At 68.9% G+C, this 21458-nt stretch carries 20 protein-coding genes; 13 read left to right on the forward strand and 7 right to left on the reverse strand.

Features of this window, described 5'->3' with window-relative positions:
- Positions 1 to 5: 5 nt before the first annotated feature.
- Both NI1_RS09155 and NI1_RS09160 read left to right on the forward strand, forming a co-directional pair.
- Positions 6 to 1022 (forward strand): DUF8832 domain-containing protein, encoded by a 1017-nt coding sequence (locus tag NI1_RS09155; protein ID WP_067816802.1) that lies wholly within the window; start codon positions 6 to 8, stop codon positions 1020 to 1022.
- 167 nt (positions 1023 to 1189) lie between these two features.
- The gene (locus NI1_RS09160; protein ID WP_084522819.1) at positions 1190 to 3259 is read left to right on the forward strand and encodes a glycosyltransferase family 39 protein; all 2070 of its coding nucleotides are present in this window, start codon (positions 1190 to 1192) and stop codon (positions 3257 to 3259) included.
- A 52-nt stretch (positions 3260 to 3311) separates the two neighbouring features.
- On the opposite strand, the gene NI1_RS09165 is transcribed toward NI1_RS09160, so the two are convergent.
- On the reverse strand, positions 3312 to 3884 hold the full coding sequence (locus NI1_RS09165; RefSeq protein ID WP_218026718.1) for a GlcG/HbpS family heme-binding protein: 573 nt from the start codon (positions 3882 to 3884) through the stop codon (positions 3312 to 3314).
- Positions 3885 to 4189: 305 nt separating this feature from the next.
- On the opposite strand from NI1_RS09165, the gene NI1_RS09170 reads away from it, so the two are divergent.
- From NI1_RS09170 to NI1_RS09195, 6 genes are all read left to right on the forward strand, one after another.
- The gene (locus NI1_RS09170) at positions 4190 to 5506 is read left to right on the forward strand and encodes a sensor histidine kinase (RefSeq protein WP_067816804.1); all 1317 of its coding nucleotides are present in this window, start codon (positions 4190 to 4192) and stop codon (positions 5504 to 5506) included.
- Positions 5503 to 6141 (forward strand): response regulator, encoded by a 639-nt coding sequence (locus NI1_RS09175; RefSeq protein WP_067816808.1) that lies wholly within the window; start codon positions 5503 to 5505, stop codon positions 6139 to 6141. Before NI1_RS09170 ends, NI1_RS09175 begins: the two co-directional genes overlap by 4 nt.
- Positions 6142 to 6216: 75 nt before the next feature.
- Positions 6217 to 7344, forward strand: a complete 1128-nt coding sequence (locus NI1_RS09180) for a BTAD domain-containing putative transcriptional regulator (protein ID WP_067816810.1) — start codon at positions 6217 to 6219, stop codon at positions 7342 to 7344.
- Positions 7345 to 7388: 44 nt separating this feature from the next.
- Positions 7389 to 8624, forward strand: a complete 1236-nt coding sequence (locus NI1_RS09185; protein WP_084522821.1) for a cytochrome P450 — start codon at positions 7389 to 7391, stop codon at positions 8622 to 8624.
- Positions 8625 to 8667: 43 nt separating this feature from the next.
- Entirely contained in the window at positions 8668 to 9237 is a 570-nt protein-coding gene (locus tag NI1_RS09190) for a TetR/AcrR family transcriptional regulator (RefSeq protein WP_067816816.1), read from the forward strand.
- A 149-nt stretch (positions 9238 to 9386) separates the two neighbouring features.
- The gene (locus NI1_RS09195; RefSeq protein ID WP_067818032.1) at positions 9387 to 9995 is read left to right on the forward strand and encodes a TetR/AcrR family transcriptional regulator; all 609 of its coding nucleotides are present in this window, start codon (positions 9387 to 9389) and stop codon (positions 9993 to 9995) included.
- Between the two features lie 92 nt (positions 9996 to 10087).
- Here NI1_RS09195 and NI1_RS09200 read toward each other — a convergent pair whose 3' ends face one another.
- Positions 10088 to 11017 (reverse strand): alpha/beta hydrolase, encoded by a 930-nt coding sequence (locus NI1_RS09200; protein ID WP_067816819.1) that lies wholly within the window; start codon positions 11015 to 11017, stop codon positions 10088 to 10090.
- Positions 11014 to 12474: a flavin-containing monooxygenase gene (locus NI1_RS09205; protein ID WP_067816822.1), complete on the reverse strand. Its 1461-nt coding sequence runs from the start codon at positions 12472 to 12474 to the stop codon at positions 11014 to 11016. Before NI1_RS09205 ends, NI1_RS09200 begins: the two co-directional genes overlap by 4 nt.
- Positions 12475 to 12637: 163 nt before the next feature.
- On the opposite strand from NI1_RS09205, the gene NI1_RS09210 reads away from it, so the two are divergent.
- A complete protein-coding gene (locus NI1_RS09210; RefSeq protein ID WP_067816824.1) occupies positions 12638 to 13678 on the forward strand; it encodes an NAD(P)-dependent alcohol dehydrogenase in 1041 nt (346 codons plus the stop codon).
- Here the strand turns inward: NI1_RS09210 and NI1_RS09215 are convergent, their stop codons facing one another.
- Together NI1_RS09215 and NI1_RS09220 are read right to left on the reverse strand one after the other, a co-directional pair.
- Positions 13679 to 14611: an alpha/beta fold hydrolase gene (locus tag NI1_RS09215; RefSeq protein WP_067816827.1), complete on the reverse strand. Its 933-nt coding sequence runs from the start codon at positions 14609 to 14611 to the stop codon at positions 13679 to 13681.
- Between the two features lie 11 nt (positions 14612 to 14622).
- Positions 14623 to 15015, reverse strand: coding sequence for a hypothetical protein (locus NI1_RS09220; RefSeq protein ID WP_067816830.1), 393 nt, complete (start codon positions 15013 to 15015; stop codon positions 14623 to 14625).
- Between the two features lie 229 nt (positions 15016 to 15244).
- On the opposite strand from NI1_RS09220, the gene NI1_RS09225 reads away from it, so the two are divergent.
- Together NI1_RS09225 and NI1_RS09230 are read left to right on the forward strand one after the other, a co-directional pair.
- On the forward strand, positions 15245 to 16792 hold the full coding sequence (locus NI1_RS09225) for an amino acid permease (RefSeq protein ID WP_067816833.1): 1548 nt from the start codon (positions 15245 to 15247) through the stop codon (positions 16790 to 16792).
- A gap of 146 nt (positions 16793 to 16938) precedes the next feature.
- On the forward strand, positions 16939 to 17229 hold the full coding sequence (locus tag NI1_RS09230) for a hypothetical protein (RefSeq protein WP_174564479.1): 291 nt from the start codon (positions 16939 to 16941) through the stop codon (positions 17227 to 17229).
- 47 nt (positions 17230 to 17276) lie between these two features.
- Here NI1_RS09230 and NI1_RS09235 read toward each other — a convergent pair whose 3' ends face one another.
- Together NI1_RS09235 and NI1_RS09240 are read right to left on the reverse strand one after the other, a co-directional pair.
- Positions 17277 to 17894, reverse strand: a complete 618-nt coding sequence (locus tag NI1_RS09235; protein ID WP_067816835.1) for a DUF305 domain-containing protein — start codon at positions 17892 to 17894, stop codon at positions 17277 to 17279.
- A gap of 98 nt (positions 17895 to 17992) precedes the next feature.
- Positions 17993 to 18433: a DUF6153 family protein gene (locus NI1_RS09240; RefSeq protein ID WP_067816837.1), complete on the reverse strand. Its 441-nt coding sequence runs from the start codon at positions 18431 to 18433 to the stop codon at positions 17993 to 17995.
- Between the two features lie 118 nt (positions 18434 to 18551).
- Here NI1_RS09240 and NI1_RS09245 point away from each other — a divergent pair, with 118 nt between their 5' ends.
- Together NI1_RS09245 and NI1_RS09250 are read left to right on the forward strand one after the other, a co-directional pair.
- Positions 18552 to 19469, forward strand: coding sequence for a ribonuclease Z (locus NI1_RS09245; protein ID WP_067816839.1), 918 nt, complete (start codon positions 18552 to 18554; stop codon positions 19467 to 19469).
- 79 nt (positions 19470 to 19548) lie between these two features.
- Positions 19549 to 21225 (forward strand): DUF885 domain-containing protein, encoded by a 1677-nt coding sequence (locus NI1_RS09250; RefSeq protein ID WP_245663139.1) that lies wholly within the window; start codon positions 19549 to 19551, stop codon positions 21223 to 21225.
- Positions 21226 to 21458 lie beyond the last annotated feature (233 nt).

Consider the following 21458-nt stretch of genomic DNA (forward strand, 5'->3'; position numbering starts at 1 on the left):
GGGCAATGACCACCAACGCACACACCACCCACAATGCCACCCCGGCTGCCACCCACGGCGACCACACACACGCCGGTCATGGTGATCACGCGGCGCACGCCGACCATGCGGCCCACGCCGCGCACGGCAAGCATGCGGCACATATCGACCACGCGGCCCACGGCGATCACATTGCGCACGCCGATCACGCTGCGCATGGCGAACACGCTGCGCATGGCGACCGTGCGGGCCACGGCGCGCACGCCGGACATGCCGCGCACGCCGCCCACGGCGCGCACGCCGGTCACGCCGCGCACGGGGGCGGGCTTCCCGGCGGGTTGCAGGTCACCCAGGACGGTTACACCCTCGACCTGGCCGAAACCATCACCGCCGCAGGCGAAATCGACTTCCGCTTCCGGATCCTCGGCCCGGACGGCCAGCCCGTCACCGCGTACGACGACATCCACGATCGCCGCCTGCATCTGATCGTCGTGCAGCGCGAGCTCACCGGCTTCTGGCATGTACACCCGGAACTCGCCGCCGACGGCACCTGGCAGGTCACGCTGAACCTGCCGGCCGCGGGCGCCTACCGCGCCTTCACCGATATCGCGCCGACCGCGCTCGGCAAGACCATCACCCTCGGCGCCGACTTCGCCATCCCCGGCGAGTACGACCCGCGGCCCGTTCCGGCCGCCGACCGCACCGCGATCGTGGACGACTACGAGGTGACCCTCGACGGCGATCTCGTCGCGGGCGAAGGCCGGCTGCTCACCCTCACCGTCCGCAAGAACGGCGAGCCGGTCACCGACCTCCAGCCCTACCTCGCCGCCTTCGGCCACCTGGTCACCCTGCGTGCCGGTGACCTCGCCTACGTGCACGTCCACCCGAACGGCGAACCCGGCGACGGCATTACCGCGCCCGGCCCGGACATCACCTTCCACACCGTGGTTCCCGGTCCCGGCACCTACCGTCTCTTCCTCGATTTCAAGCACGGTGATGTCGTCCGCACCGCCGCCTTCACCCTGGCCACCGCCCACCACTGAGTCCCGTTCCCGCAAGGGCTTTCACGCCGCGGCGAGCTGAAGCTTGCCGCGGCGTCGTCATGTCCGGGTTCCCAGCGAACTCCCAGCCGAGGCGCAGGAAGATCGCATTCGCCGGCCCTAGGCTCCGCGAGTCGGGTAGCGGAGTGGGTCGGCGGAAAGGGTTGCGGATGACGGCCATGACCGGTGTTTCGGATGAGGCGCTGCCGCACCGGGCGGATGGGGTGTCACGTTGGGCGGGATGGTTTTCCGGGCCGCCCGGCCATCCGCGCTGGGAGCGGCCGGCCACGCTCGCGCTACTGGTGAGCACCGCGGTGCTGTATCTGTGGGGCCTCGGCGGGGCGGGTTGGACGAACCAGTACTACGCGGCGGCGGTGCAAGCCGGGACGCAGAGCTGGAAGGCATTGCTCTTCGCGTCCCTGGACTCGCAGAACGCCATCACCGTCGACAAACCGCCCGTCGCCATGTGGGTGATGGGGGTGTCCGGGCGCGTATTCGGCTTCAACTCGTGGTCGATGCTGGTGCCCGAAGCGCTCATGGGCGTGGCGGCGGTCGGCCTGCTGGTGGCGAGCGTGCGCCGATGGGCGGGACCGGCCGCGGGCCTGCTCGCCGGTATCGCCTTCGCGGTTACCCCGGTGGCGGCCTTGATGTTTCGCTACGACAACCCCGATGCCATGCTGATGCTGCTGCTCGTCGCGGCCGCGTACTGCACGGTCCGGGCCGTGGCTGCCGAGGGCGCGAAGTGGTGGTCGGCGAGCACCGGCTGGCTGGTCGCGGCCGGTGTGCTCATGGGTTTCGGCTTCCTGACCAAGATGATGCAGGCGTTCCTGATCCTGCCCGGCCTGGGCCTGGTGGTACTCGTAGCGGGTGCGGGCGGGGTCGGTCTGCGCATCAAGCAATTGCTGACCGCGGCAGCGGCGCTGGTGATTTCATCCGGCTGGTACGTCGCCCTGGTCGCGTTGTGGCCCGCCGGGTCCCGGCCCTACATCGGTGGATCCACCACCAACAGCCTGTGGGAACTCGCGGTCGACTACAACGGTGTCGGCCGCATCCTCGGCAACAACGGCCGCGGCGGTATGCCCAACTACCAGCCCGCGACCGGCAATGGCATCTCCCCGACCGACAGCGCTGCCCCCGCGACCGGCGGTGGCGTTCCTGCGACCGGTGGCGAACTCCCTTCGACCGGGGGCGGTCAATTCCCGCGCGGCATGGCGGGATTCGGCAGCAAGCCCGGTGTTACCCGGCTCTTCACCGGTGAACTCGGCACCGAATTCTCCTGGCTGCTGCCCGCCGCCGTCATCGCCTTGCTCGCCGGCCTCTGGCTCACCCGTCGCGCCGCCCGCACCGACCGCGTCCGTGCCGCCCTGCTGCTCTGGGGCGGCTGGCTGCTGGTCACCGCGCTGGTGCTCAGCACCATGAGCCGCAGCTTCCATTCGTACTACTCGATCGCCCTCGCCCCCGCGATGGCCGCCCTGGTGGCGATCGGCGCAACCCAATTGTGGTCGCGCCGTGCACATCCCGCCGCCCGCGCCACCCTCGCGGCGACGCTCGTCCTCACCGGCGGCTGGGCCTTCGTCCTGCTCCGCCGCACCCCGGACTGGCTCCCCACCCTCCGCTGGGCGGTACTCGCCGCCGCGATAGCCGCCGCCGCATTCCTGCTGCTGCCGTCCAGATCGCGCCGCGCCACTCGCGTAATCGCCGCAGCCGCACTGCTTTCCGTACTCGTCGCGCCTACCGCCTACGCGGTGGAGACCGTCGCCCAGCCGCACTCCGGCGGCAGCCCGGTGGCCGGTCCGCCGCGCAACAGCCGCACGCCCACCCGCCTCGGCAACACCCCACTCGACCCGCAAATCTCCGAATTGATCACCACCGCCGGAACCCGCTGGGCCGCGGCCGCGGTCGGCGCCTCCGATGTCAGCGCCCTCGAATTGCAAACCGGTGCACCGCTACTCGCCGTAGGCGGCTTCAGCGGCCGCGACGATTTCCCCACCCTCGAACAATTCCAGCAATACGTAGCCGACCGTGAGATCGGCTACTTCCTCGTCCGCCAGCGCCAGCAGAACCAACAGGGTGGCGAAGCCGAAACCGCCGGACAGCCGTCCGCCAACCCCACCGGCGGCCCGGAAGAGCAACGCCGCGAAGAAGACCAGTCGACCTCGGCTCGAATCACCGCCTGGGTCAAGGCCAACTACCCCGAAACCGTCATCGGCAATATGGCCGTCTACCGCCTGACCCCCTGAGTACGAGGACGAGCGAACTGGGTTGGTACCGCGACGGAGCGCGGTTGCGGGATCAACCGGCAAGCGCCGCTACGCCCGCCTGGGCGAATTTTTCGTCGAGGTCCCCGCTGGGCGCACCCGCCACGCCGATCCCGGCGATCGGCGCGCCACCCTTCGCATCGACGGGTGCGCCGCCCGCGAGGAAGAGGGTGCCGGGGATATCGGCCAGATGCGGAGCCGAGTCCAGGCGCTTCGCGAGGGTGGAGGTGGTGGCGTTCCAGGAGACGGCGGTGTACGCCTTCTGCTGGGCGGAATCGTAGGACTGCGGGCCCGCGCCGTCGCCGCGCAGCACCACGACGGTATTGCCGTTGCGGTCCACGACAGCCACCGTGACGTGCTGGTTCTCCTTCACCGCGGCATCGAGGGCGGCCTGGGCGGCCTTGGTGGCGGCGGAGATCGAGAGATGGGTGCTGGTCGTCAGATTGGCGTCGGCGGCATCGGCCACCACCGGGGTGCGCGCACCCGGATCCGGATTCTGGGCGTTCACCGACACCACGCCGATCGCGCCGGCGGCCACCACGGCCACGGCCGCGCCGCCGATGATGAGGCGAGTACGGGTCGACTTCGCCAGCTTGATTTCGGACATGGCGTGCTCCTTCGATTCGGCGTGCACTCCGGTCGGGAGTGCGGATCTGCATGTGCGGCGGCAGTTCGGCCCGCGCCGCGATATCGGGCGGGGCCCGGTCTCCGGCGAGCCGGGCCGGGTGCGGTTCGCAACCGGTGCACCATCGATCCTGGTGCGATGCGGGCGGTTTGCCATCGGCTCACCGGGTGGTCGTGGCGCGCGAGATGGCGGACCCCGGTATCAGCCGATCGGCTGATACGCGCGCCGCGAAAGGGCGGCAGAATGACAGTGTTTGCCCAGCTGAACGTGTCAGAGGAGGTGACCGGGTGACGGTAGACGAGCGGGAGCACGCCGATTCCCGATTGCTCGGCACCATCGTGCATTGCGCGTTCTACGTGTTGCTGGCGGCCTCGGTGCTGCGCTATTTCCTGCGGCATCACGACAGTCCGCGCGCCCCTTGGGTATTGGTGCTGGCCGTCGTACTGGCGGTGCTGTACGTGGTCAGCGAACTGCGCGGGTCACGCCGCATCCTGTGGTTCGCACTGCTGGTGGGCACATGGGTGGTGCTGGTGCTGCTCGCACCCAGCTTCGCCTGGTGCGCCGTGCCGCTGCTGTACACCGGATTGCGGATTCTTCCGCTGCGCGCCGCCCTCGCCCTGGTCACGGCCTCGACCGCGTTGATCGTCATCACCCAGGCGCGCCTGGCCGGATGGGCGGACCCGAATCTGCTGCTCGCACCCCCGGCGGTGGCGGCCATCAGCACCGCCCTGTTCGTCGGCATGCGCCGCCAGACCGAACAGCAGGCCGCGCTCATCGCCGATCTGCGCGCCACCCGCCGCGAACTCGCCGCCACCGAACGCCGCGCGGGCACGCTGGCCGAACGCCAGCGCCTGGCCATGGAGATCCACGACACCCTGGCCCAGGGCCTGTCCAGTCAGCGCATGCTGCTGCAAGCCGCCGACCGCATCTGGGACACCGACCCCGCGCGCGCCCGCACCCACATCCGCACCGCCGCGGCCGTCGCCGAGCAGAACCTCACCGAGGCCCGCCGTTTCGTCCACGATCTCGCCCCCGCCGATCTCGCCGCCGGCGGTTCCCTGCCCGCCGCCCTGCGCGCCTTGGCCCAGCGCGAGACCTCGATATCGGATCGGCACACGAATTACTTTGCCGCCCAGTCGGACCCGCCGGCCACCCGCGATGCGGATCTCGGGGCTGTAAGCGGAGAACCTACTGCGCCCCACCGAAAAGCGGCGACGCCCGAGACGACCGCCGCGACAGGGGAATCAGCGGCCGCCGCACCGGTGGTCCGAGTGCACGTGGATGGCGATCCGGGTGCGCTGCCGAGCCAGGTGGAGGCGGCATTGCTGCGTATCGCACAGGGGGCGCTGGCGAACGCGCGGGAGCATGCGGCGGCGAACACGGTGACCTTGACGCTGACCTATCTGGGCGATCAGGTGGTGCTCGATATCGCCGATGACGGCAGCGGTTTCGATCCCGCCGCGACGGTGAGCGGTGAGCAGCGCGGTCACGGCCTGCCCGCCATGCGAGCGCGGCTGCGGCAGTTGGGTGGCCGGCTCACCATCGAATCCGTGCCGGGGGAGGGCACCGTCCTGTCGGCCGTCGTTCCATTGGAGGAAGCGTGAGCACACCGGAAACCACTGTGCGCCTGGTGATCTGCGATGACCACGCCGTGGTGCGCGCGGGCCTGCTGGCGCTGCTCTCGAGCGCGCCTGGGATCGAGGTGGTGGGCGAGGCCGGTAGCGGCGGCGAGGCGGTGGCGCTGGCCGGAACCGTGGCACCCGATGTGGTGCTGATGGACCTGCAACTCGGCTCGGATATGGACGGCATCGAGGCGACCCGGCGAATCTGTGCGTTACCGAATCCGCCGTACGTGCTGGTGCTGACCACTTTCGACACCGACGCCGACATCACCCGCGCGATCGCCGCCGGAGCCACCGGCTATCTGCTGAAGGCCGAACGCCCCGAGGAGCTCTTCGCCGCCATTCACGCTGCCGCCCAAGGCCGTACCGCCCTGTCCCCGCCGGTGGCCGACCGCGTCATGACCCAGATGCGCCGCCCGCGCCCCACCCTCACCCCGCGCGAACTCGATATTCTCGCCCAGCTCGCGCACGGTCTCGGCAATCGCGAGATCGCCCGCGCCCTGCACATCAGCGAGGCCACCGTGAAGACCCACCTGGCCCGCATCTACGACAAACTCTCGGTGGAGACGCGGGCGGCCGCCGTGGCGGTGGCCAAGGAGCAGCGACTACTGCCGTGAAACCGGGGGGCGAGGGGCCTGCCGGGAAGTTACAGTGGCGGAGGTCGGACCGGGGGCGATGGTGAGGAGTTGCCGATGGCTGAGGTGCGGGCGCAGGTGGGGGTGCTGGGTCCGGTGGAGCTCACCATCGATGGCGTGGCGCAGCAGCTGGGCGGACCCAAACAGCGGGCGGTGCTGGCCTACCTGGCAATTCATGCCAACCGTCCGGTATCTGTAGATGCGCTGGCCGCCGCCGTCTGGGAGGAGAACCAGCCGCCCGACGTCCGGGTCAGCCTGCACGCCATCGTCTCCAACCTGCGCAAACCCCTGCGCGACGGCGGCATCGATGCCCGGAACATGTTGCAGCACATGGGAACCGGCTATCGCATCGTGATGGATGACGCCGCCTGCGATGTCTTCCGCTTCCGCATCCGCCGCGAGAACGGCCTGCGCGCCCTGGCCGCCGGACGTTTCGCCGCGGCCGCCGAAGCCCTCTCCGACGCTCTCGCGCAATGGCGCGGCCCCGTCCTGTCCGACCTGCGCGGCCTGGGTTTCGCCGACGCCTACGCGGTGGCCCTGGACGATGAGCGGATCGGCGTCATCGAAGCCCGCGCCGAGGCCGATATCGCCCAGGGCCGCGCCGATGCCGTGGTCTCCGAACTCACCCTGCTGGTCCGCGATCACCCGCTGCGGGAATCGCTGTGGGAGCAGTTGATCACCGCGCTCTACCTGGCCGGCCGCCAGTCCGACGCCCTGGATGCCGCCCGCCGCCTGCGCGCGGTGCTCGCCGACGAACTCGGCATCGACCCGGGTCCGCGCATCCGGGAGCTGGAAGCCCGTATCCTGCGCCAGGATTCGCTCAGTATCCGTGCGGCCGGCGCCGCGTCGGCGACCCGCGCCACCACCATCGTCGATCGCAGCTGGCATGAACCGCAGGCGATGCTGCGCGGCCGCGACGGGCAGGTGTTCCCCATCGTCGGCACCGTCACCCGGATCGGCCGGCTCTCCGACAACGACATCGCCTTGGCCGACGGCCGGGTGAGCCGCCATCACGCGCTGGTGGTCGATAACGGGCTCACCTACGTACTCAAGGATCTGAGCTCCTCGAACGGGGTGTTCGTGGATGGAATCCGGGTGGTGGACAGCGCGATTCTGGCCGATGGCGCGCGGCTGCGGATCGGCGACAGCGAATTCACCTTCCAGCTGGTCCGAGGTCAAGACTGAAACCTGTTCTAGACAATATCGGATATTTGTCTTACCGTCGATGCATGAGTTCAACGGCGTCTCATGCGGTCCGGTTCGAACCACGCTCCGGCGCAACCTGGCGTGATCCCTGGCCCATGTATTCCGCACTGCGCGAGCACGATCCGGTCCACCATGTGGTCCCCGAAGGCCGCGAATCCGACGACTACTTCGTGCTGTCCCGGCACGCCGACGTCTACGCGGCCGCCCGCGACCCGCAGACCTTCTCCTCGGCCTCCGGCCTCACCCTCGACTACATCGGCATGGATGCCATCGGCGGCGGCATGCTGCGGCCCTTCGTCTTCATGGACCCGCCCGAACACACCGACTTCCGCCGCCGCGTCTCCCCGGGATTCACACCGCGACAGGTGAATTCGGTGGAGCCGGCGGTCCGGAAGTTCGTCGTCGAACGCATCGAGAAGCTGAAGGCGGACGGCGGCGGGGACATCGTCGCCGAACTGCTGAAGCCGCTGCCGACCATGGTGGTCGCCCACTATCTCGGGGTGCCGGAGGCCGATCGCGCCAAGTTCGACGAATGGACCTTCGCCATCGTCGGCGGCGCCATCTCCAGCGGCGACATCAGCAAGGCCAGCTCCGATGTGATGGCCGTGATCGGCGAAATGGCAGGCTATTTCACGCAATTGATCGAACGCCGCCGCGACGAACCCGGCGACGACACCATCTCGCACATGCTGGCCTCCGGCATCGGTGCCGACGGCGACACCGACGGCCTGCTCGCCATGCTCGGCTTCGCCTTCACCATGATCACCGGCGGCAATGACACCACCACCGGAAACCTCGGCGGCGCGGTGCAATTGCTCAGCGCCAACCCCGATCAGCGCCGGCTGCTGGTCGAGGATCCGAGCCGCATCACCGTCGCCGTCGAGGAATTCCTGCGCATGACCTCACCGGTGCAGGGCCTGGCCCGCACCGCCACCCGCGACGTGGAGTTGCACGACACCGTCATCCCCGCCGGTCGCCGCGTGCTGCTGCTCTACGCGTCGGCCAATCACGACGAACGCGAATACGGCCCCACCGCCGAACAACTCGACGTGCTGCGCAATCCCAAGCAGATCATGACCTTCAGCCACGGCCATCACCACTGCCTGGGCGCGGCCGCCGCCCGCATGCAGGCCCGGGTCGCACTGGAGGAATTGCTGGCGCGCTGTCCGGAGTTCACCGTCGATCTCGCCGACGTAGTCTGGTCGGACGGAAATTACGTCCGCTGGCCCAAGTCGGTCCCGTTCCACGTGACCGCCTGAGCCCATCCGGGCGGGATGACCGCGAATACCGAAGGGACAGTGCATGACCCGCGATTGGCTGGCGACCGACCGAGCCGACCTGGCGGCCGAGCGGATTCTCGACGCCGCCGCCGGGCTGTTCGCCGAACGCGGCGTGACCAGCGTCGGCATGGGCGATATCGCCAAGGCGGCCGGTTGCTCGCGGGCCACGCTGTACCGCTACTTCGACAATCGGCAGGCCGTGCGGCTGGCCTTCGTGCACCGCGAGAGCCGCCGCATCGCCGCCCGGGTGGCGGCGGAGGTCGGGGAGATACCCGATCCGGCGCAGCAAATCGTCGAAGCCATGCTGGCGGCGGTGCGCGAAGTGCGCGCCGACCCCATGCTCATCGCCTGGTTCCGGGCCGGGGAAGCCGGACCCGCCGGCGAGATCAGCCAGGACTCCGATGTCATCGAATCCCTGGCGACCAGCCTCTTCACCCCGGCCGGGCTGGGCGACCTCGAACGCGGCCGCCTGGCCCGCTGGCTGACCCGCATCATCGTGTCGCTGCTGGCCGCGCCCGGCCGCGACGCCGACGAGGAACGCGCCATGCTGGAGGAGTTCGTCGCGCCGATTCTGGCCCGCGCCTTCGCCTGACAGGGACGCCGGTGCCCGGCGAATTGTCGACAGCCCACCTGCCCCAGCACTCGCCCGAACACCGCGAATCCCGCCTGCCAGAGCGCAATTCGCGGTGCCGCACCGGGTGGCCGATGAGGGCCGCCACCCGCTTGCGCCACAATGAGGCCATGTCAACGCGTGCCCTTCCGGCCACTTTCACCACCGTGCACCCGCTGTCGAGCAGTCAGCGGGAACGGCGGCAGCGGCTGCTGATCGCGGCGCGCGAATTGGCGAGCGCCGGTGGGTACGGGGCGGTGACCATGCATGCCGTCGCCGATCACGCGCAGCTGGCGCGGGCCACCGTGTATCGGTACTTCGGCAGCAAGGATCAGCTGCTCACCGCCGCCGGGGTGGAGTGGGCGCGGGAAATCGCCGAAGAGCAAGCGCGCGGCGGGATCCGGGTCGCAGGCGGGTCGGCTGCCGAGCAAATGGCCGAACTCATGGCGGCCGTCATCGACCACTCGGCCGCCGAACTGCCGCTCATGTCCGCCATGGTCTCCGCCATCATCTCCGGCGATCGCACTGCCGACCGGGAACGCCGCGCCCTGTACGCGATCATGCTGGAGCGCTTCGACCAGATCATGGGCGATGGCCTTCCCGCCGAGGAGCGCGCCGACATGGCCTATCTGCTGGGCCAGGTGATGCTGGCCGCCCTCACCAGCCTGTGCATGCTGGAGCAGCCTGCGAAGCTGGTGCGCGACATGGCAATCGGCGCCGCGCACCGGCTGCTGTCCTAGATACGACACGGGGAGCGGGGGGAGTGGCCCGGCACATGAGCCCGGTGCGCAGCTGGATGAGATGTGGGATTTCTGCTCACACTCGCGTGTCCTCAGTCCCCTGAGCGGTGGCCGGTGTGGTGGCCGTACAGGGCCTCGGTGAGTGGCTTCGCCAGGTCGGCGATGGCTTCGCGGGCCGGTTTCATGGGCATGGCGTGGAAGACGTGCCACAGGCCGCGGTATTCGCGATGCCGCAGTGGTGCACCGGATTCGGCCGCATGGGCAGCGAAGCGGCGCGCGTCCCCGGCGAGGAGATCGTCTCCGGCGGATTGCAGGACGATGGGCGGCAGGCCGGTGAGGTCGCGATGGACGGGGGAGAGGGCTCGGCGCTCTGATTCCGGCATGCCGGGGAGGTAGGCATCCACGCAGGCCCGCATGAGCGCGCCGGTGAGCAGCGGCTCTCGCTTCGAATCACCCTGGAAGGCCGAGGAACCGGTGGTGAAGTCCAGGACCGGGCAGATCATCGTGAGCAGGGCGGGTTGCGGCCAGCCCTTCGCGCGGAGGCGCTCGGCCAGGTTCAAGGTGAGGGTGCCGCCCGCCGAATCACCGGCTACGGCAATGCGTTCCGCGGGTATGCCGCGAGCCAGCAGGGAGCGATAGGCCGCCAAGACGTCGTCGATCGCGGCCGGGTAGGGGTGTTCGGGCGCGAGCCGGTAGTCGAGGGCGTAGATCGTGGTGCCGGTGGCCGCCGCCAATGGGCCGGTGAGCGGGCGGAGCATGGCGGGGGCTCCGCTGACGAAGCCGCCGCCGTGCAGATAGAGGATGGCGGAGTCGGTGGGAGCGTAACGGGGAGTGAGGATTTCGGCCGGCACGCCGCCGAGGGTGCCGGTGGTGACCGTCACCCCGTCGGGCGCGGTGACGAAGCGGGTACCCGCCGTCACCCGGCGGCGGACCTTTTCCCAGTCCGGGGCGGGACCGAACGACCACCATCCGACGACCTGCGACAGGCCGCGCATCAGGGAAACCTGCACGGGGGCACTCACTTTCGGACCTCGGCTCGTTCCAGCCGGTAGTCGGCCGGGTCGGGGACGCTGCGGATGAGCTTCTCGTAGCGGCCGGGGCTCCACGGCCACAGTTCGGGGAGGCCGTCCTTGCCCAGGTACCAGCTCTTGCAACCGGTGGTCCAGACGGTGCTGGGCGCGGCGGCTCGCAGGCGGGCGTTGTAGCGGTCGGTGGCGGCGTGGGTGGGTGCGATGGTGCCGAATTCGCCTGCCTGCCAGCGCTTCAGCCAGCCGATGATGCGGGACGCCTGCGCTTCCGCGACCGCCGTCAGCGGATGGTTGGCGAAGGGACTGTGCGGGCCGATCAGCATGAACAGGTTGGGGAAGTCCGGCATCATGACGCCTTCGAAGGCGCGCGGGCCGTCGGCCCAGACCTGGTCCAGGGTGCGCCCGGCGGTGCCGGTGATCGCTATCGGCCGCATGAAGGCGTGGGAGTCGAATCCGGTTGCCAGCACCAGCATGTCGAGATCGTGGACGATGCCGTCCGCGGTCACCACCCCGTCCGGACGCACCCGTTCGATGCCGCTGGTCACCAGCTCCACATCGGGCCGCTGCACCGCGGCGTAGAACCGGTCCGACACTACCAGCCGCTTGCACATGGCCTGATAGTCCGGCGTCAGCTTGGCCCGCAGCTCAGGATCCTTGACCGACCGGAGGTTTCGCGCCACCACCCATTGGATGAAGCGGCGGATCCGACCCGGATGCACCAGCCCCTGCGAGAACGCCGCGAAGATCATCCGATGCACGCCGTAGACCAGCGCGCTCAGGGCGGGCACCCGCCGGTAGATCGCCTTCGACAGGGGCCGGTACGTTCGATTGACCGTGGGCAGTATCCATTGCGGAGTGCGCTGGAACAGCACGACTTTCGGCACCTGCCCCGCGAGCGCGCTCACCAGCTGCGTCCCGGTGGACCCGGTCCCGATCACCCCGATCCGCTTACCGCTCAACTCCACGCTGTGATCCCAGCGCGCCGAATGCACCACGGGCCCGGCGAATTCGCCCAAGCCCGGGATATCCGGTCGATTCGGATGATGCAGGAATCCCGTGGCGCACATGACGAAGTCGAACTCCCGGGTCTCGCCGTCGGAGGTGGTGACGCGCCAGCTCCCGGCCTCGTAGGCGGCCGCGGTCACCTCGATGCCGAACCGCGTACGGGTGTGCAGTCCGTGCTCGCGCGCCACCCGCACGAGATAGTCCTTGATCTCCGGCCCGGTCGAATACAGCTGTGTCCATTCGGGATTCATGGCGAACCGGAATTGGTAATACCGCGAGGGCACATCGCAGACCAGGCCCGGATAGGTGTTGTCGCGCCAGGTGCCGCCGAAGTCGGCGCCCTTCTCGAACAGCGTGTAATCGGTGAATCCGGCCCGCTGGAGTGCGATGCCCATGCAGATCCCGGAGATTCCGGCGCCCACGACGGCGATCCGCGGTTGTCTCATGGGACGGCAGCCTAGACGGGTGTCTCGCTGCCCGGAACGCTTTCGGGGAAGTTAATTAGACGTTCCGTCATTCGCTAGACAGTCTGTACAGTGAATGCTACCTTGTGCGCCAGATCACAGGCGACAAGCGCAGGATCAGACGCGAGCACACAGAGGAAGCGCCATGCGAGCACTCCAGTGGACCGGCCCGGAAACCGTGGTGGTCAACGACATCCCGGTTCCCGATATCGGCCCCAACGACCTGCTGATCCGGGTCGGCGCGGCCGGCGTCTGCCACTCCGACCTGACCCTGGTCAACTTCCCGATCCAACTGCGCGAGGATCCGCTCACGCTCGGCCACGAGATCGCCGGCACCATCGAGGCCATCGGCTCGGATGTGAGCGGGCGCGAGGTCGGCGAGCGCGGGGTGGTGTACCTGTTCTGGACCTGCGGCGTGTGCCGGGAGTGCGTGAGCGGCAACGAGAATGTCTGCCTGGCGGCGGGCCGGGTCGCCATGCCGCCGTGCCCGGGTCTCACCATGGAGGGTGGGATGGCCGAGTACGTGCGCATTCCCGCAAGCACTTTCGTGCCGATCGGCGATCTCGACTTCCTCCAGGCCGCCCCGGTCGCCGATGCCGCGCTCACCGCCTACCACGCGATTCGCGGCGCCCAGGACGTGCTGCGGCCCGGCGGCACCGCGGTCGCCATCGGCATCGGCGGGCTCGGGCACGCGGCCTTGCAGATCCTGCACGCGATCAGCGGTGTGCGCGTGATCGCCGTCGACACCGCGCCGGAGAAGCTGGAACTGGCCGCGGCGTGCGGTGCGGACGTGAGCATCCTGGCCGGTGACGATGCCGCGAAGCAGATTCTGGAGCTGACCGGCGGGCGCGGCGCGGAGGCGGTCTTCGACTTCGTCGGGGTCAACTCCACCGCCAAACTGGCGGTGGAGACCGTCGCGCCCAACGGCGCCTATCGCATGGTCGGCATCGGGGACGGTGATCCCGGGATCACCGCGGGACCCGCCGGCGGGCCGGGCCTGCCGTGGGGTGCGACGGTGCGAAAGTCGCTCGGCGGCACCCGTGCCGACCTGCACGCCTGTGTGGCGCTGGCGCAGGCCGGGAAACTGCACATGGAGGTCGAGCGCTTCGATCTCGCCGAGGGCCCGGATGCCTTCCAGCGCTTGGACAAAGGCCAGATCCGCGGCCGCGCGGTGCTGGTGCCCTGATCAGTCCGTGATCGGATCGACCTCGGCGAGAAAGGTTTTCACCCGCTCCGCGATCCGATCGGGAAACTCGCCGTTGATGGCGTGCGATGCTTCCGGCCACACCTCGAACTGCCCGGCCGGCAGCAGTTTGCGCGCCTTCGCGGCCAGCTTCTTCGACTTGTGCACGATGCTGCGCCCGGCGAAGACGCCCAGGAACGGCGCTTCGAGGGCCGAAAGCTGTTCCGCCGAAGGCTGCTTCACCATGGGCAGATAGGCGGCGAAATCCTTCATGCCGGAGGCGATGAGCCGCCCCTCGGGCAGGTCCTGCGGCGCCTGCACCCCACCGGAGATCCAGCCGAGCAAGCGATTTCGCCACTTGTCCGGCATGCCCGGCAGCACCGAACCCAGTGAAACCATGATCATCTTCCAGGTCACGCCGCCGAAGACGAACGGCGCGTCCATGGTGATGAGCGAGGCCACGCGCTCCGGATGCCGCACCGCCAAGTTCACCGCCGACCAGCCGCCGATGGACACCCCGAGCACATGCACCGGCCGCGGTTCCAGCACCGCCAAAGCCTCCGCCAGCCACTCGGCCTGATCGGCATCGTCCTCCAGCGGCTTTGCCTGCACGCTCGCACCCGGCTCGCCCAGCAGATCCAGCGTGATCACCGGTCGCAACACGGTCAGCCCGGGCAGATTCGCCGCCCACATCGGCGTCGCGGCCTGCCGCCCGGGCAGCAGCACCAGCGGCGTGCCCGATCCCGCGCCGAATCGATAGGCCCGCACCACCCCGAACCGGGTCGGCACATCCACCGACTCGCGTACCGGGGGCAGCTGTTCGAAGCCGTCCTGATACGCGGCCCGGTACCGCTTGTACCCCGCGGTCTCGCGGAAGTACCCGACCCGCTTGCCCTTCCACTTCGGACCCACGTTGTGCTCGGGAAACTCGACCATGCCGTCGAGTATTACTCCTCGGCTTCCCGATACTCGCGCAACGGCCCCGGCACCCCGCGCACCGCGAGCCATTCCAGCATGCGCACCCCGTCGGCGAGCAGCGCGTGCTCGGGCCAGCCGTCCCAGCGCACCGAATACCCGTGATGCAGGGTGACCATCGCCAGCGTCGCGTCGGCGGCATCGAGGAACTCCAGCGCCACATTGCCCAGGCACCGGCAGATGAAGCCGGGCAGATCGGCAATGCGCAGCGACTCCCGGAGCGCCTGGAGCGCGATCGGATCGCGCTCCTCCAGCAGCGGTTCCGGATCGCCGCGCAGCTCCCGCACCCGCACCACCGCCGCGTCCGCCAGAATCCGGTCCAGCGCCTGCGGATCCCCGCCTTCGAACCTGTCGCCGGACCGCATAGCTAACCCTATCGGGACCGGGTGGTCGCTGGGGAGCGTCGCGAGTGGGTATTCGAAAGGAGTAATTCGGCGAATATTGGCTGTCAGGTTGCTGAACTGGTTCGTACCAGTGAGTGATACGGTTCGCTGTGACGCCGACAACTCAGGTCTCGCCCCGGGATCGCGAGCAAGGACCCGGGAAGAGGCGTGAACTGCATTGTTGCCGAGAAGCCCAGATATAGGAGAGACAGTGGCTACTCCGGAGACTCAGCCTGATGTGGTCGGCCCCGCGGCCACCCGCACCACCGGCTTGTTCCGTACCAAGACGGTCGAACAGTCCATTCGGGACACCGACGAACCCGACGCCAAACTCCGCAAGGATCTGACCTCCTGGGACCTCACCGTCTTCGGTGTCGCCGTGGTGGTCGGCGCGGGTATCTTCACCCTCACCGCGCGCACCGCCGGCAATCACGCCGGACCCGCGGTCTCGCTGGCCTTCGTCTTCGCCGCCATCGCCTGCGGCCTGGCTGCGGTCTGCTACGCGGAGTTCGCCTCCACCCTGCCGGTCGCCGGCAGTGCCTACACCTTCTCCTACGCCACCTTCGGCGAACTCGCCGCCTGGATCATCGGCTGGGACCTCATCCTCGAATTCGCGCTCGGCACTTCGGTCGTCGCCAAGGGCTGGTCGCAGTACCTGGGCACGGTCATGGGCGGGCATCAGCCGATCTGGCACTTCGGATCGGTGAAGTTCGACTGGGGCGCGGTACTGCTGATCGCCATCCTCGGCGTGCTGCTGGCGCTGGGCACCAAGCTGTCCTCGCGGGTCTCCGCGGTCGCGGTCGCCATCAAGCTGGCGATCATCGCGCTGGTGCTGGTGGTCGGCGCGACCTACTTCAAGCTCGACAACCTGAAGCCGTTCATTCCGGAGTCGGTGCCGGTCGCCGATGACACCTCCGGCCTGCGTCAGACGCTGTTCGCGCTGGTCACCGGTGGTGGCGGCACCACCTACGGCTGGTACGGCCTGCTCGCCGCCGCCTCGATCGTGTTCTTCGCCTTCATCGGTTTCGACGTGGTCGCCACCGCCGCCGAGGAGACCAAGGATCCGCAGCGCAATGTGCCGCGCGGCATCCTGGGCTCGCTCGCCATCGTCACCGTGCTGTACGTAGCGGTGTCGCTGGTGCTCACCGGCATGGTGTCCTACAAGGATCTGCAAGGCGAGAACGCCACGCTGGCAACCGCTTTCGCGCTCAATGGCGTCACCTGGGCCAAGAACGTCATCTCCATCGGCGCGCTGGCCGGCCTCACCACCGTGGTCATGGTGCTGTTCCTGGGCCAGACCCGGGTGCTGTTCGCCATGTCCCGCGACGGCCTGATGCCGCGTTCGCTGGCGCACACCGGCCGCAAGGGCACCCCGGTGCGGATCACCGCCATCGTCGGCGTCATCTGCGCGCTGCTCGCCGGCTTCGTCGACTTCGGCACCCTGGAGGAGATGGTCAATATCGGCACCCTCTTCGCCTTCGTGCTGGTGTCGCTGGGCGTGCTGGTGCTCCGCAAGACCCGTCCCGACCTGCCGCGCGGCTTCCGGGTTCCGCTGGTGCCGCTCATCCCGATCCTGTCGGTGCTGGCCTGCGCCTGGCTGATGTTCAACCTGTCGGTGGAGACCTGGCTGCGGTTCATCGTCTGGATGGCGCTGGGCCTGATCGTGTACTTCGCCTACAGCCGCAAGCACTCGCTGCTCGGCAAGCGGAACGAACTGCTCGCGGGCCAGGCGGAGGGAACCGGCAAAATCGGTAGCTGATCGGCTGCTCGAGTTCGGTGCGGGTGGTGTGTCGTCCCACGTACGACCTGGCGGATGCGGTTCAATTGTCTCGACTAATGAGAGTTGTGCCACAAGTTCGGCCCCGTCAGCACCGTCTCAGCATTCGAGAGGAACCGATCGTGAGCATGCTCCTCGCCGCCGTGCACGACACGTACACCACCGTCGTCGCGCAGATCGGCAATCCGACCCCGGAAACGCCGCCGGTGGCGGACAAGCTGATGAAGCTGGTCCGCTACTTCACCTGGTTCACCATGCTCTCCGGCGTCACCGCCATCACCTACGGCGGCGGCCGCTTCGCCTGGGAGAAGTGGAGCGGCGGCGGCCTGGAATCACCGAAGATGGTGGCGGGTGCCATGATCGGCGGCGCGACCGCCACCAGCGCCGGGACCATCATGAACGCGGTCATCGGAAGTTAGATCACGGGTGCGCCGGACTACGGCGCACCCGTTGCCTTTTCGGCGGACTAGCCCTGGGCGAGCATCCGGTTCATCTGATCGATCTCACCCTGCTGTGCGCCGGCGATGGCCTGCGCGAGCGCCTTGGAATCGGTGTTCTGCCCGGTGGCCAGCTCGGTGTTCGCCATCGCGATCGCGCCCTGATGGTGCTCGATCATCATGCGCATCCACAGCTTGTCGAATTCGGTGCCGGACAGCTGCTCCAGCTGCGTCATCTGATCGTGCGACATCATGCCGGACATGCCTTCGTGGGCGTTCATGGTCGCGCTCGGCGCGCCCTTGCCGAAAGCCTGGAGCAGCGTGGTGATCTGCTGCATCTCCGGCGACTGGGCCTGCTCGACACTCTTGGCGAGGGCGATCAATTCCTGATTCCGCGAGCACGACGGGACCAGCTTCGCCATCTCCACCGCCTGCGCGTGATGCGGGTACATCATCTGCAAGAAGGTGATGTCGGCGGCGTTGAAATCGGTGCGGGTGGCGGGCTGGGCCGACGTGGCGCTGGAACTCGAGCCGTGATCCATGCCGGGCATGGACGATTCGTTCCGATCATTGCTACAGCCCGCCGCCAGCAGGGCGAGCGCCGAGGTGCCGGCGACGAGGGCGAGCTTGATACGGGTGCTGAACATGGTTGTACTCCTTGGCGATTGCGGCAATGGCCGCTGAATCCGGAAAAGGGCAGGCGAAAACCCGCTCCGCGTGGGGGATACGCGGCAGCGGCGGCCCATCAGATCCGCAGAATCGCCAAATCGGCCAAGGTCGGCACCGTCCAGGGTGGGGGACGGGCGCGCTGTGCGCGCGGCTGGCGCACCCGCACGGTGGCGGTTTCGCGATCGCGGAGACCGGCCCAGCCGAGCAGGGTCAGGCCCAGTCCGAGCAGTAGCGCCGAGAGTACGAACAGGCAGCCGTGCATGGCGGCGTGGCCGCTGTCGCAGTCGCCGCCGCAGCCGGGCAGCGCGGTCGCGGCGGGTTCGGCAGGCTTGACGGTCACCGCCTGGTGCTGGGGCACGGCGGCCGTCATCGATAGGTGGGAACCCGCGGCATGGGCGGCGGGCTCGGCGTGGGGCATGCCGAAGACCACGGCGTGCATGGCCACGATCCCGGCCAGGAGTGCGAACAGGCCGAACGCCCGGATATACCGGGTGCCGGGTGCCTGCTGTTCGACCACGGGGTCAGTCTAGTGGCCGCGCCGCGGCGGGTCTCGATACCCCTGCCTGGTATCGCGGGGGACGCGCCCGGACCGCACCGCCGCGAGTATCGGCCGGCCGAGCGGTAGCCTGGCGGCCGTGTCACAGCGCGAACTGGTCATCCTCGGAACAGCCAGTCAAGTACCGACCAAGCAGCGCAATCACAATGGCTATCTATTGCGTTGGGATCAGGAGGGATTGCTCTTCGATCCCGGCGAGGGCACGCAGCGGCAGATGAGTTTCGCCGGCGTGGCTGCCAGCGGGATCACCCGGATCGGGATCACGCACTTCCACGGCGACCACTGTTTCGGACTGCCGGGCGTGCTCGGGCGGATCAACCTCGACGGGGCCTTGCACCCGGTCGACGTGTACTTCCCGGCCTCTGGGGAGATCTTCTACGACCGGCTGGTCGATTCCTCCGCGCACAATCGGCGGGTCGAGCTGCATCCGCATCCGATCAGCGAAACCGGTGAACTGCCCGCGGCGGGAGCCGATTTCACCATGCGGACGGCGCGGCTCTCCCATCCCGTCGAAGCCTTCGGTTACCGGCTCGACGAGCCCGACGGCATTCGCTTCATTCCCGAACGGCTGCGCGAATTCGGCTTGGCCGGACCGGTGGTCGGGCAGCTCCAGCGCGACGGCCGGGTCGAAATCGGCGGGCGGGTAATCACTCTCGACGAGGTCAGCGAAGCCCGGCCCGGCCAGAGTTTCGCGTTCATCATGGACACCCGCCTCTGTGACGGCGTGTACGACCTGGCGCAGAACGTGGACATGCTGGTCATCGAGGCCACTTTCAGTGATGCCGACGAGGAATTGGCCGTCGAGTACGGGCATCTCACCGCCGGGCAGGCCGCCTCGGTCGCGGCCAAGGCGGGCGCGCGCCTGCTGGTGCTGACCCATTTCTCGCAGCGCTACCGCACCCTGGACCAGCATCTCGCCGATGCCCGTGCGCATTTCGACGGGGAGATCGTGGTCGCCGAGGATTTGATGCGTATTCCGGTGCCGCCGCGGCGCTGAGCGGGCGGTCCCCGGCGCGCCGTGCGCGAAGTTCGCGGGCCTGGGACGAGGGCCGGTGGGCGCGGGCATGATGGAGCGCATGGATGCGCATGAGGAACTCGTCTCGCTCGCCGACCGATACTGGGATGCCATGCTGGAGTCCGCGCCCAGTGGGGCAACGCTGTTGGGGGACAGGCGGTTCGACGATCGTATCGAGGATCTGTCGGAGGCGGCCGAACAGCGGCTGCTGAGCACCTGGCGGGGGCTGCTGGCCGAGGTGGACGCGCTCGACCCGGAGCGGCTGGACGCGCAGGACCGGATCACCCGCAGCCTGTTGCGAACCGAACTCGATTCCGCCGCATCGCATCTGGAATGGCGGCCACTGGAGCTGGCATCGGACCAGATGACCGGCGTGCACGCGGGCCTGCTCACCATGGCTCCGCAGTTGAACGCGCCGCAGCCGGAGAACGCCGAGCGGCTGGTGCGGCGCTATCGGCAGTTCGGGGAGCTGATGGGGCAGGCCGTCACGCGTTTCCGGGCCGGCCTGGCGGCGGGGCGGGCGCCGGCGCGCATCACCATCGAACGGTCGCTCAATCAGCTCGACGGGTATCTGGCCTCCGATATCGCCGCCGATCCGTTCGTCACCTTCCCCGGACCGGCGGACTGGGACGGCGAGAAGGCTTGGCGCGCAGACCTGTCCGAGGTGGCGCGGGAGGTCATCCGCCCGGCGTTCGCCGCGTACCGCGCCGCCCTCGCCGATGAGCTGCTGCCCGCCGCGCGCTCGAACGAACAGCCCGGCCTGTGCTGGCTCGGCGTGGACGGCGAGGACATCTACCGGCGGCTGCTGCGGCATCACACCACGCTGCCGGATCTGGGGGCCGAGCAGATCCATCAGCTCGGGCTCGACGAACTCGAGGGGCTGCGCGCCGAGTACGCCGAGGTCGGCGGGCGGCTGTTCGGGCTCTCCGAACTGACGGCGATCTTCACCCGGCTGCGCGAGGATTCCGCGCTGCGCTACGGCGACGGCGAGGAAATCATGGCCGACGCCCGGCGGTATCTCGCTGCGGCACAGGCGGAGATGGGCAACTGGTTCGGTCGGTTGCCCCGGCAGGCCTGCGACATCCTCCCGGTACCGGAGTTCCTGGCCGCCGACGCACCCGCCGCCTACTACTTCCCGCCCGCCGCCGACGGTTCCCGCCCCGGCGCGTATTACGTCAACCAGCACGAGCCCAAGGGCAAGAACCGCTACGAGACCGCGTCGGTGGCCTATCACGAGGCGATTCCCGGGCATCACCTCCAGTTGACCATCGCCAACGAGCTCGAGCAGCTGCCCCGCTTCCAGCGCATGTCGTTCTCCAACACCGCGTTCGTGGAGGGCTGGGCCCTCTACACCGAGCGGCTGGCCGACGAAATGGGTTTGTACAGCGACGATCTCACCCGCATCGGCATGCTCGCCGCCGATTCCTGGCGCTCCTGCCGCCTGGTCGTGGACACCGGACTGCATGCCAAGGGCTGGACCCGCCGGCAAGCCATCGACTTCATGGTGGCGAACGCACCGGTCGGCCTGGAAGAGATCCGGATCGAGGTGGACCGCTACATCGCCATGCCGGGTCAGGCCGTCGCGTACAAGGTCGGCCAGCTGGAGATCCGCCGCCAGCGCGCCGAAGCCACCGCCCGCCTCGGAGCTGCCTTCGACATCAAGAACTTCCACGACGTGGTGCTCGGCTCCGGCTCGGTGAGCCTCCCGGTCCTACGTGAACTGGTCGCCGCGCTATAAGGCACTGACAGCCGCAACCCGAGGGGGCGGCGCGAACCGCCGCCCAGCTTCCTCGGCCCGGCGTCGCGCTGCCGTTGTCCGGCTCGCCGACATCGCCTGTTTGCGCGGGCGGCACTCCAGCGTGGCTCCGGTGCGGGGTGTTGGTCCTCGAGCGCATCGACGGCGCAGCCACTTTCCCGCTGCTTCGCCGGGTCGCCGCTCCGGTACTGGGTGTTGATCCTCGAGCCGTCGAG

The organism is Nocardia inohanensis NBRC 100128, from assembly GCF_001612945.1.
GTDB lineage: Bacteria > Actinomycetota > Actinomycetes > Mycobacteriales > Mycobacteriaceae > Nocardia > Nocardia inohanensis.

Bases quoted from the DNA above. Each gene is read 5' to 3' on its own strand.
- NI1_RS09155 (WP_067816802.1), top strand. From the start codon at position 6: ATGACCACCAACGCACACACCACCCACAATGCCACCCCGGCTGCCACC.
- NI1_RS09160 (WP_084522819.1), top strand. From the start codon at position 1,190: ATGACGGCCATGACCGGTGTTTCGGATGAGGCGCTGCCGCACCGGGCG.
- NI1_RS09165 (WP_218026718.1), bottom strand. From the start codon at position 3,884: ATGTCCGAAATCAAGCTGGCGAAGTCGACCCGTACTCGCCTCATCATC.
- NI1_RS09180 (WP_067816810.1), top strand. From the start codon at position 6,217: ATGGCTGAGGTGCGGGCGCAGGTGGGGGTGCTGGGTCCGGTGGAGCTC.
- NI1_RS09185 (WP_084522821.1), top strand. From the start codon at position 7,389: ATGAGTTCAACGGCGTCTCATGCGGTCCGGTTCGAACCACGCTCCGGC.
- NI1_RS09190 (WP_067816816.1), top strand. From the start codon at position 8,668: ATGACCCGCGATTGGCTGGCGACCGACCGAGCCGACCTGGCGGCCGAG.
- NI1_RS09195 (WP_067818032.1), top strand. From the start codon at position 9,387: ATGTCAACGCGTGCCCTTCCGGCCACTTTCACCACCGTGCACCCGCTG.
- NI1_RS09205 (WP_067816822.1), bottom strand. From the start codon at position 12,474: ATGAGACAACCGCGGATCGCCGTCGTGGGCGCCGGAATCTCCGGGATC.
- NI1_RS09210 (WP_067816824.1), top strand. From the start codon at position 12,638: ATGCGAGCACTCCAGTGGACCGGCCCGGAAACCGTGGTGGTCAACGAC.
- NI1_RS09215 (WP_067816827.1), bottom strand. From the start codon at position 14,611: ATGGTCGAGTTTCCCGAGCACAACGTGGGTCCGAAGTGGAAGGGCAAG.
- NI1_RS09220 (WP_067816830.1), bottom strand. From the start codon at position 15,015: ATGCGGTCCGGCGACAGGTTCGAAGGCGGGGATCCGCAGGCGCTGGAC.
- NI1_RS09230 (WP_174564479.1), top strand. From the start codon at position 16,939: ATGCTCCTCGCCGCCGTGCACGACACGTACACCACCGTCGTCGCGCAG.
- NI1_RS09235 (WP_067816835.1), bottom strand. From the start codon at position 17,894: ATGTTCAGCACCCGTATCAAGCTCGCCCTCGTCGCCGGCACCTCGGCG.
- NI1_RS09250 (WP_245663139.1), top strand. From the start codon at position 19,549: ATGGATGCGCATGAGGAACTCGTCTCGCTCGCCGACCGATACTGGGAT.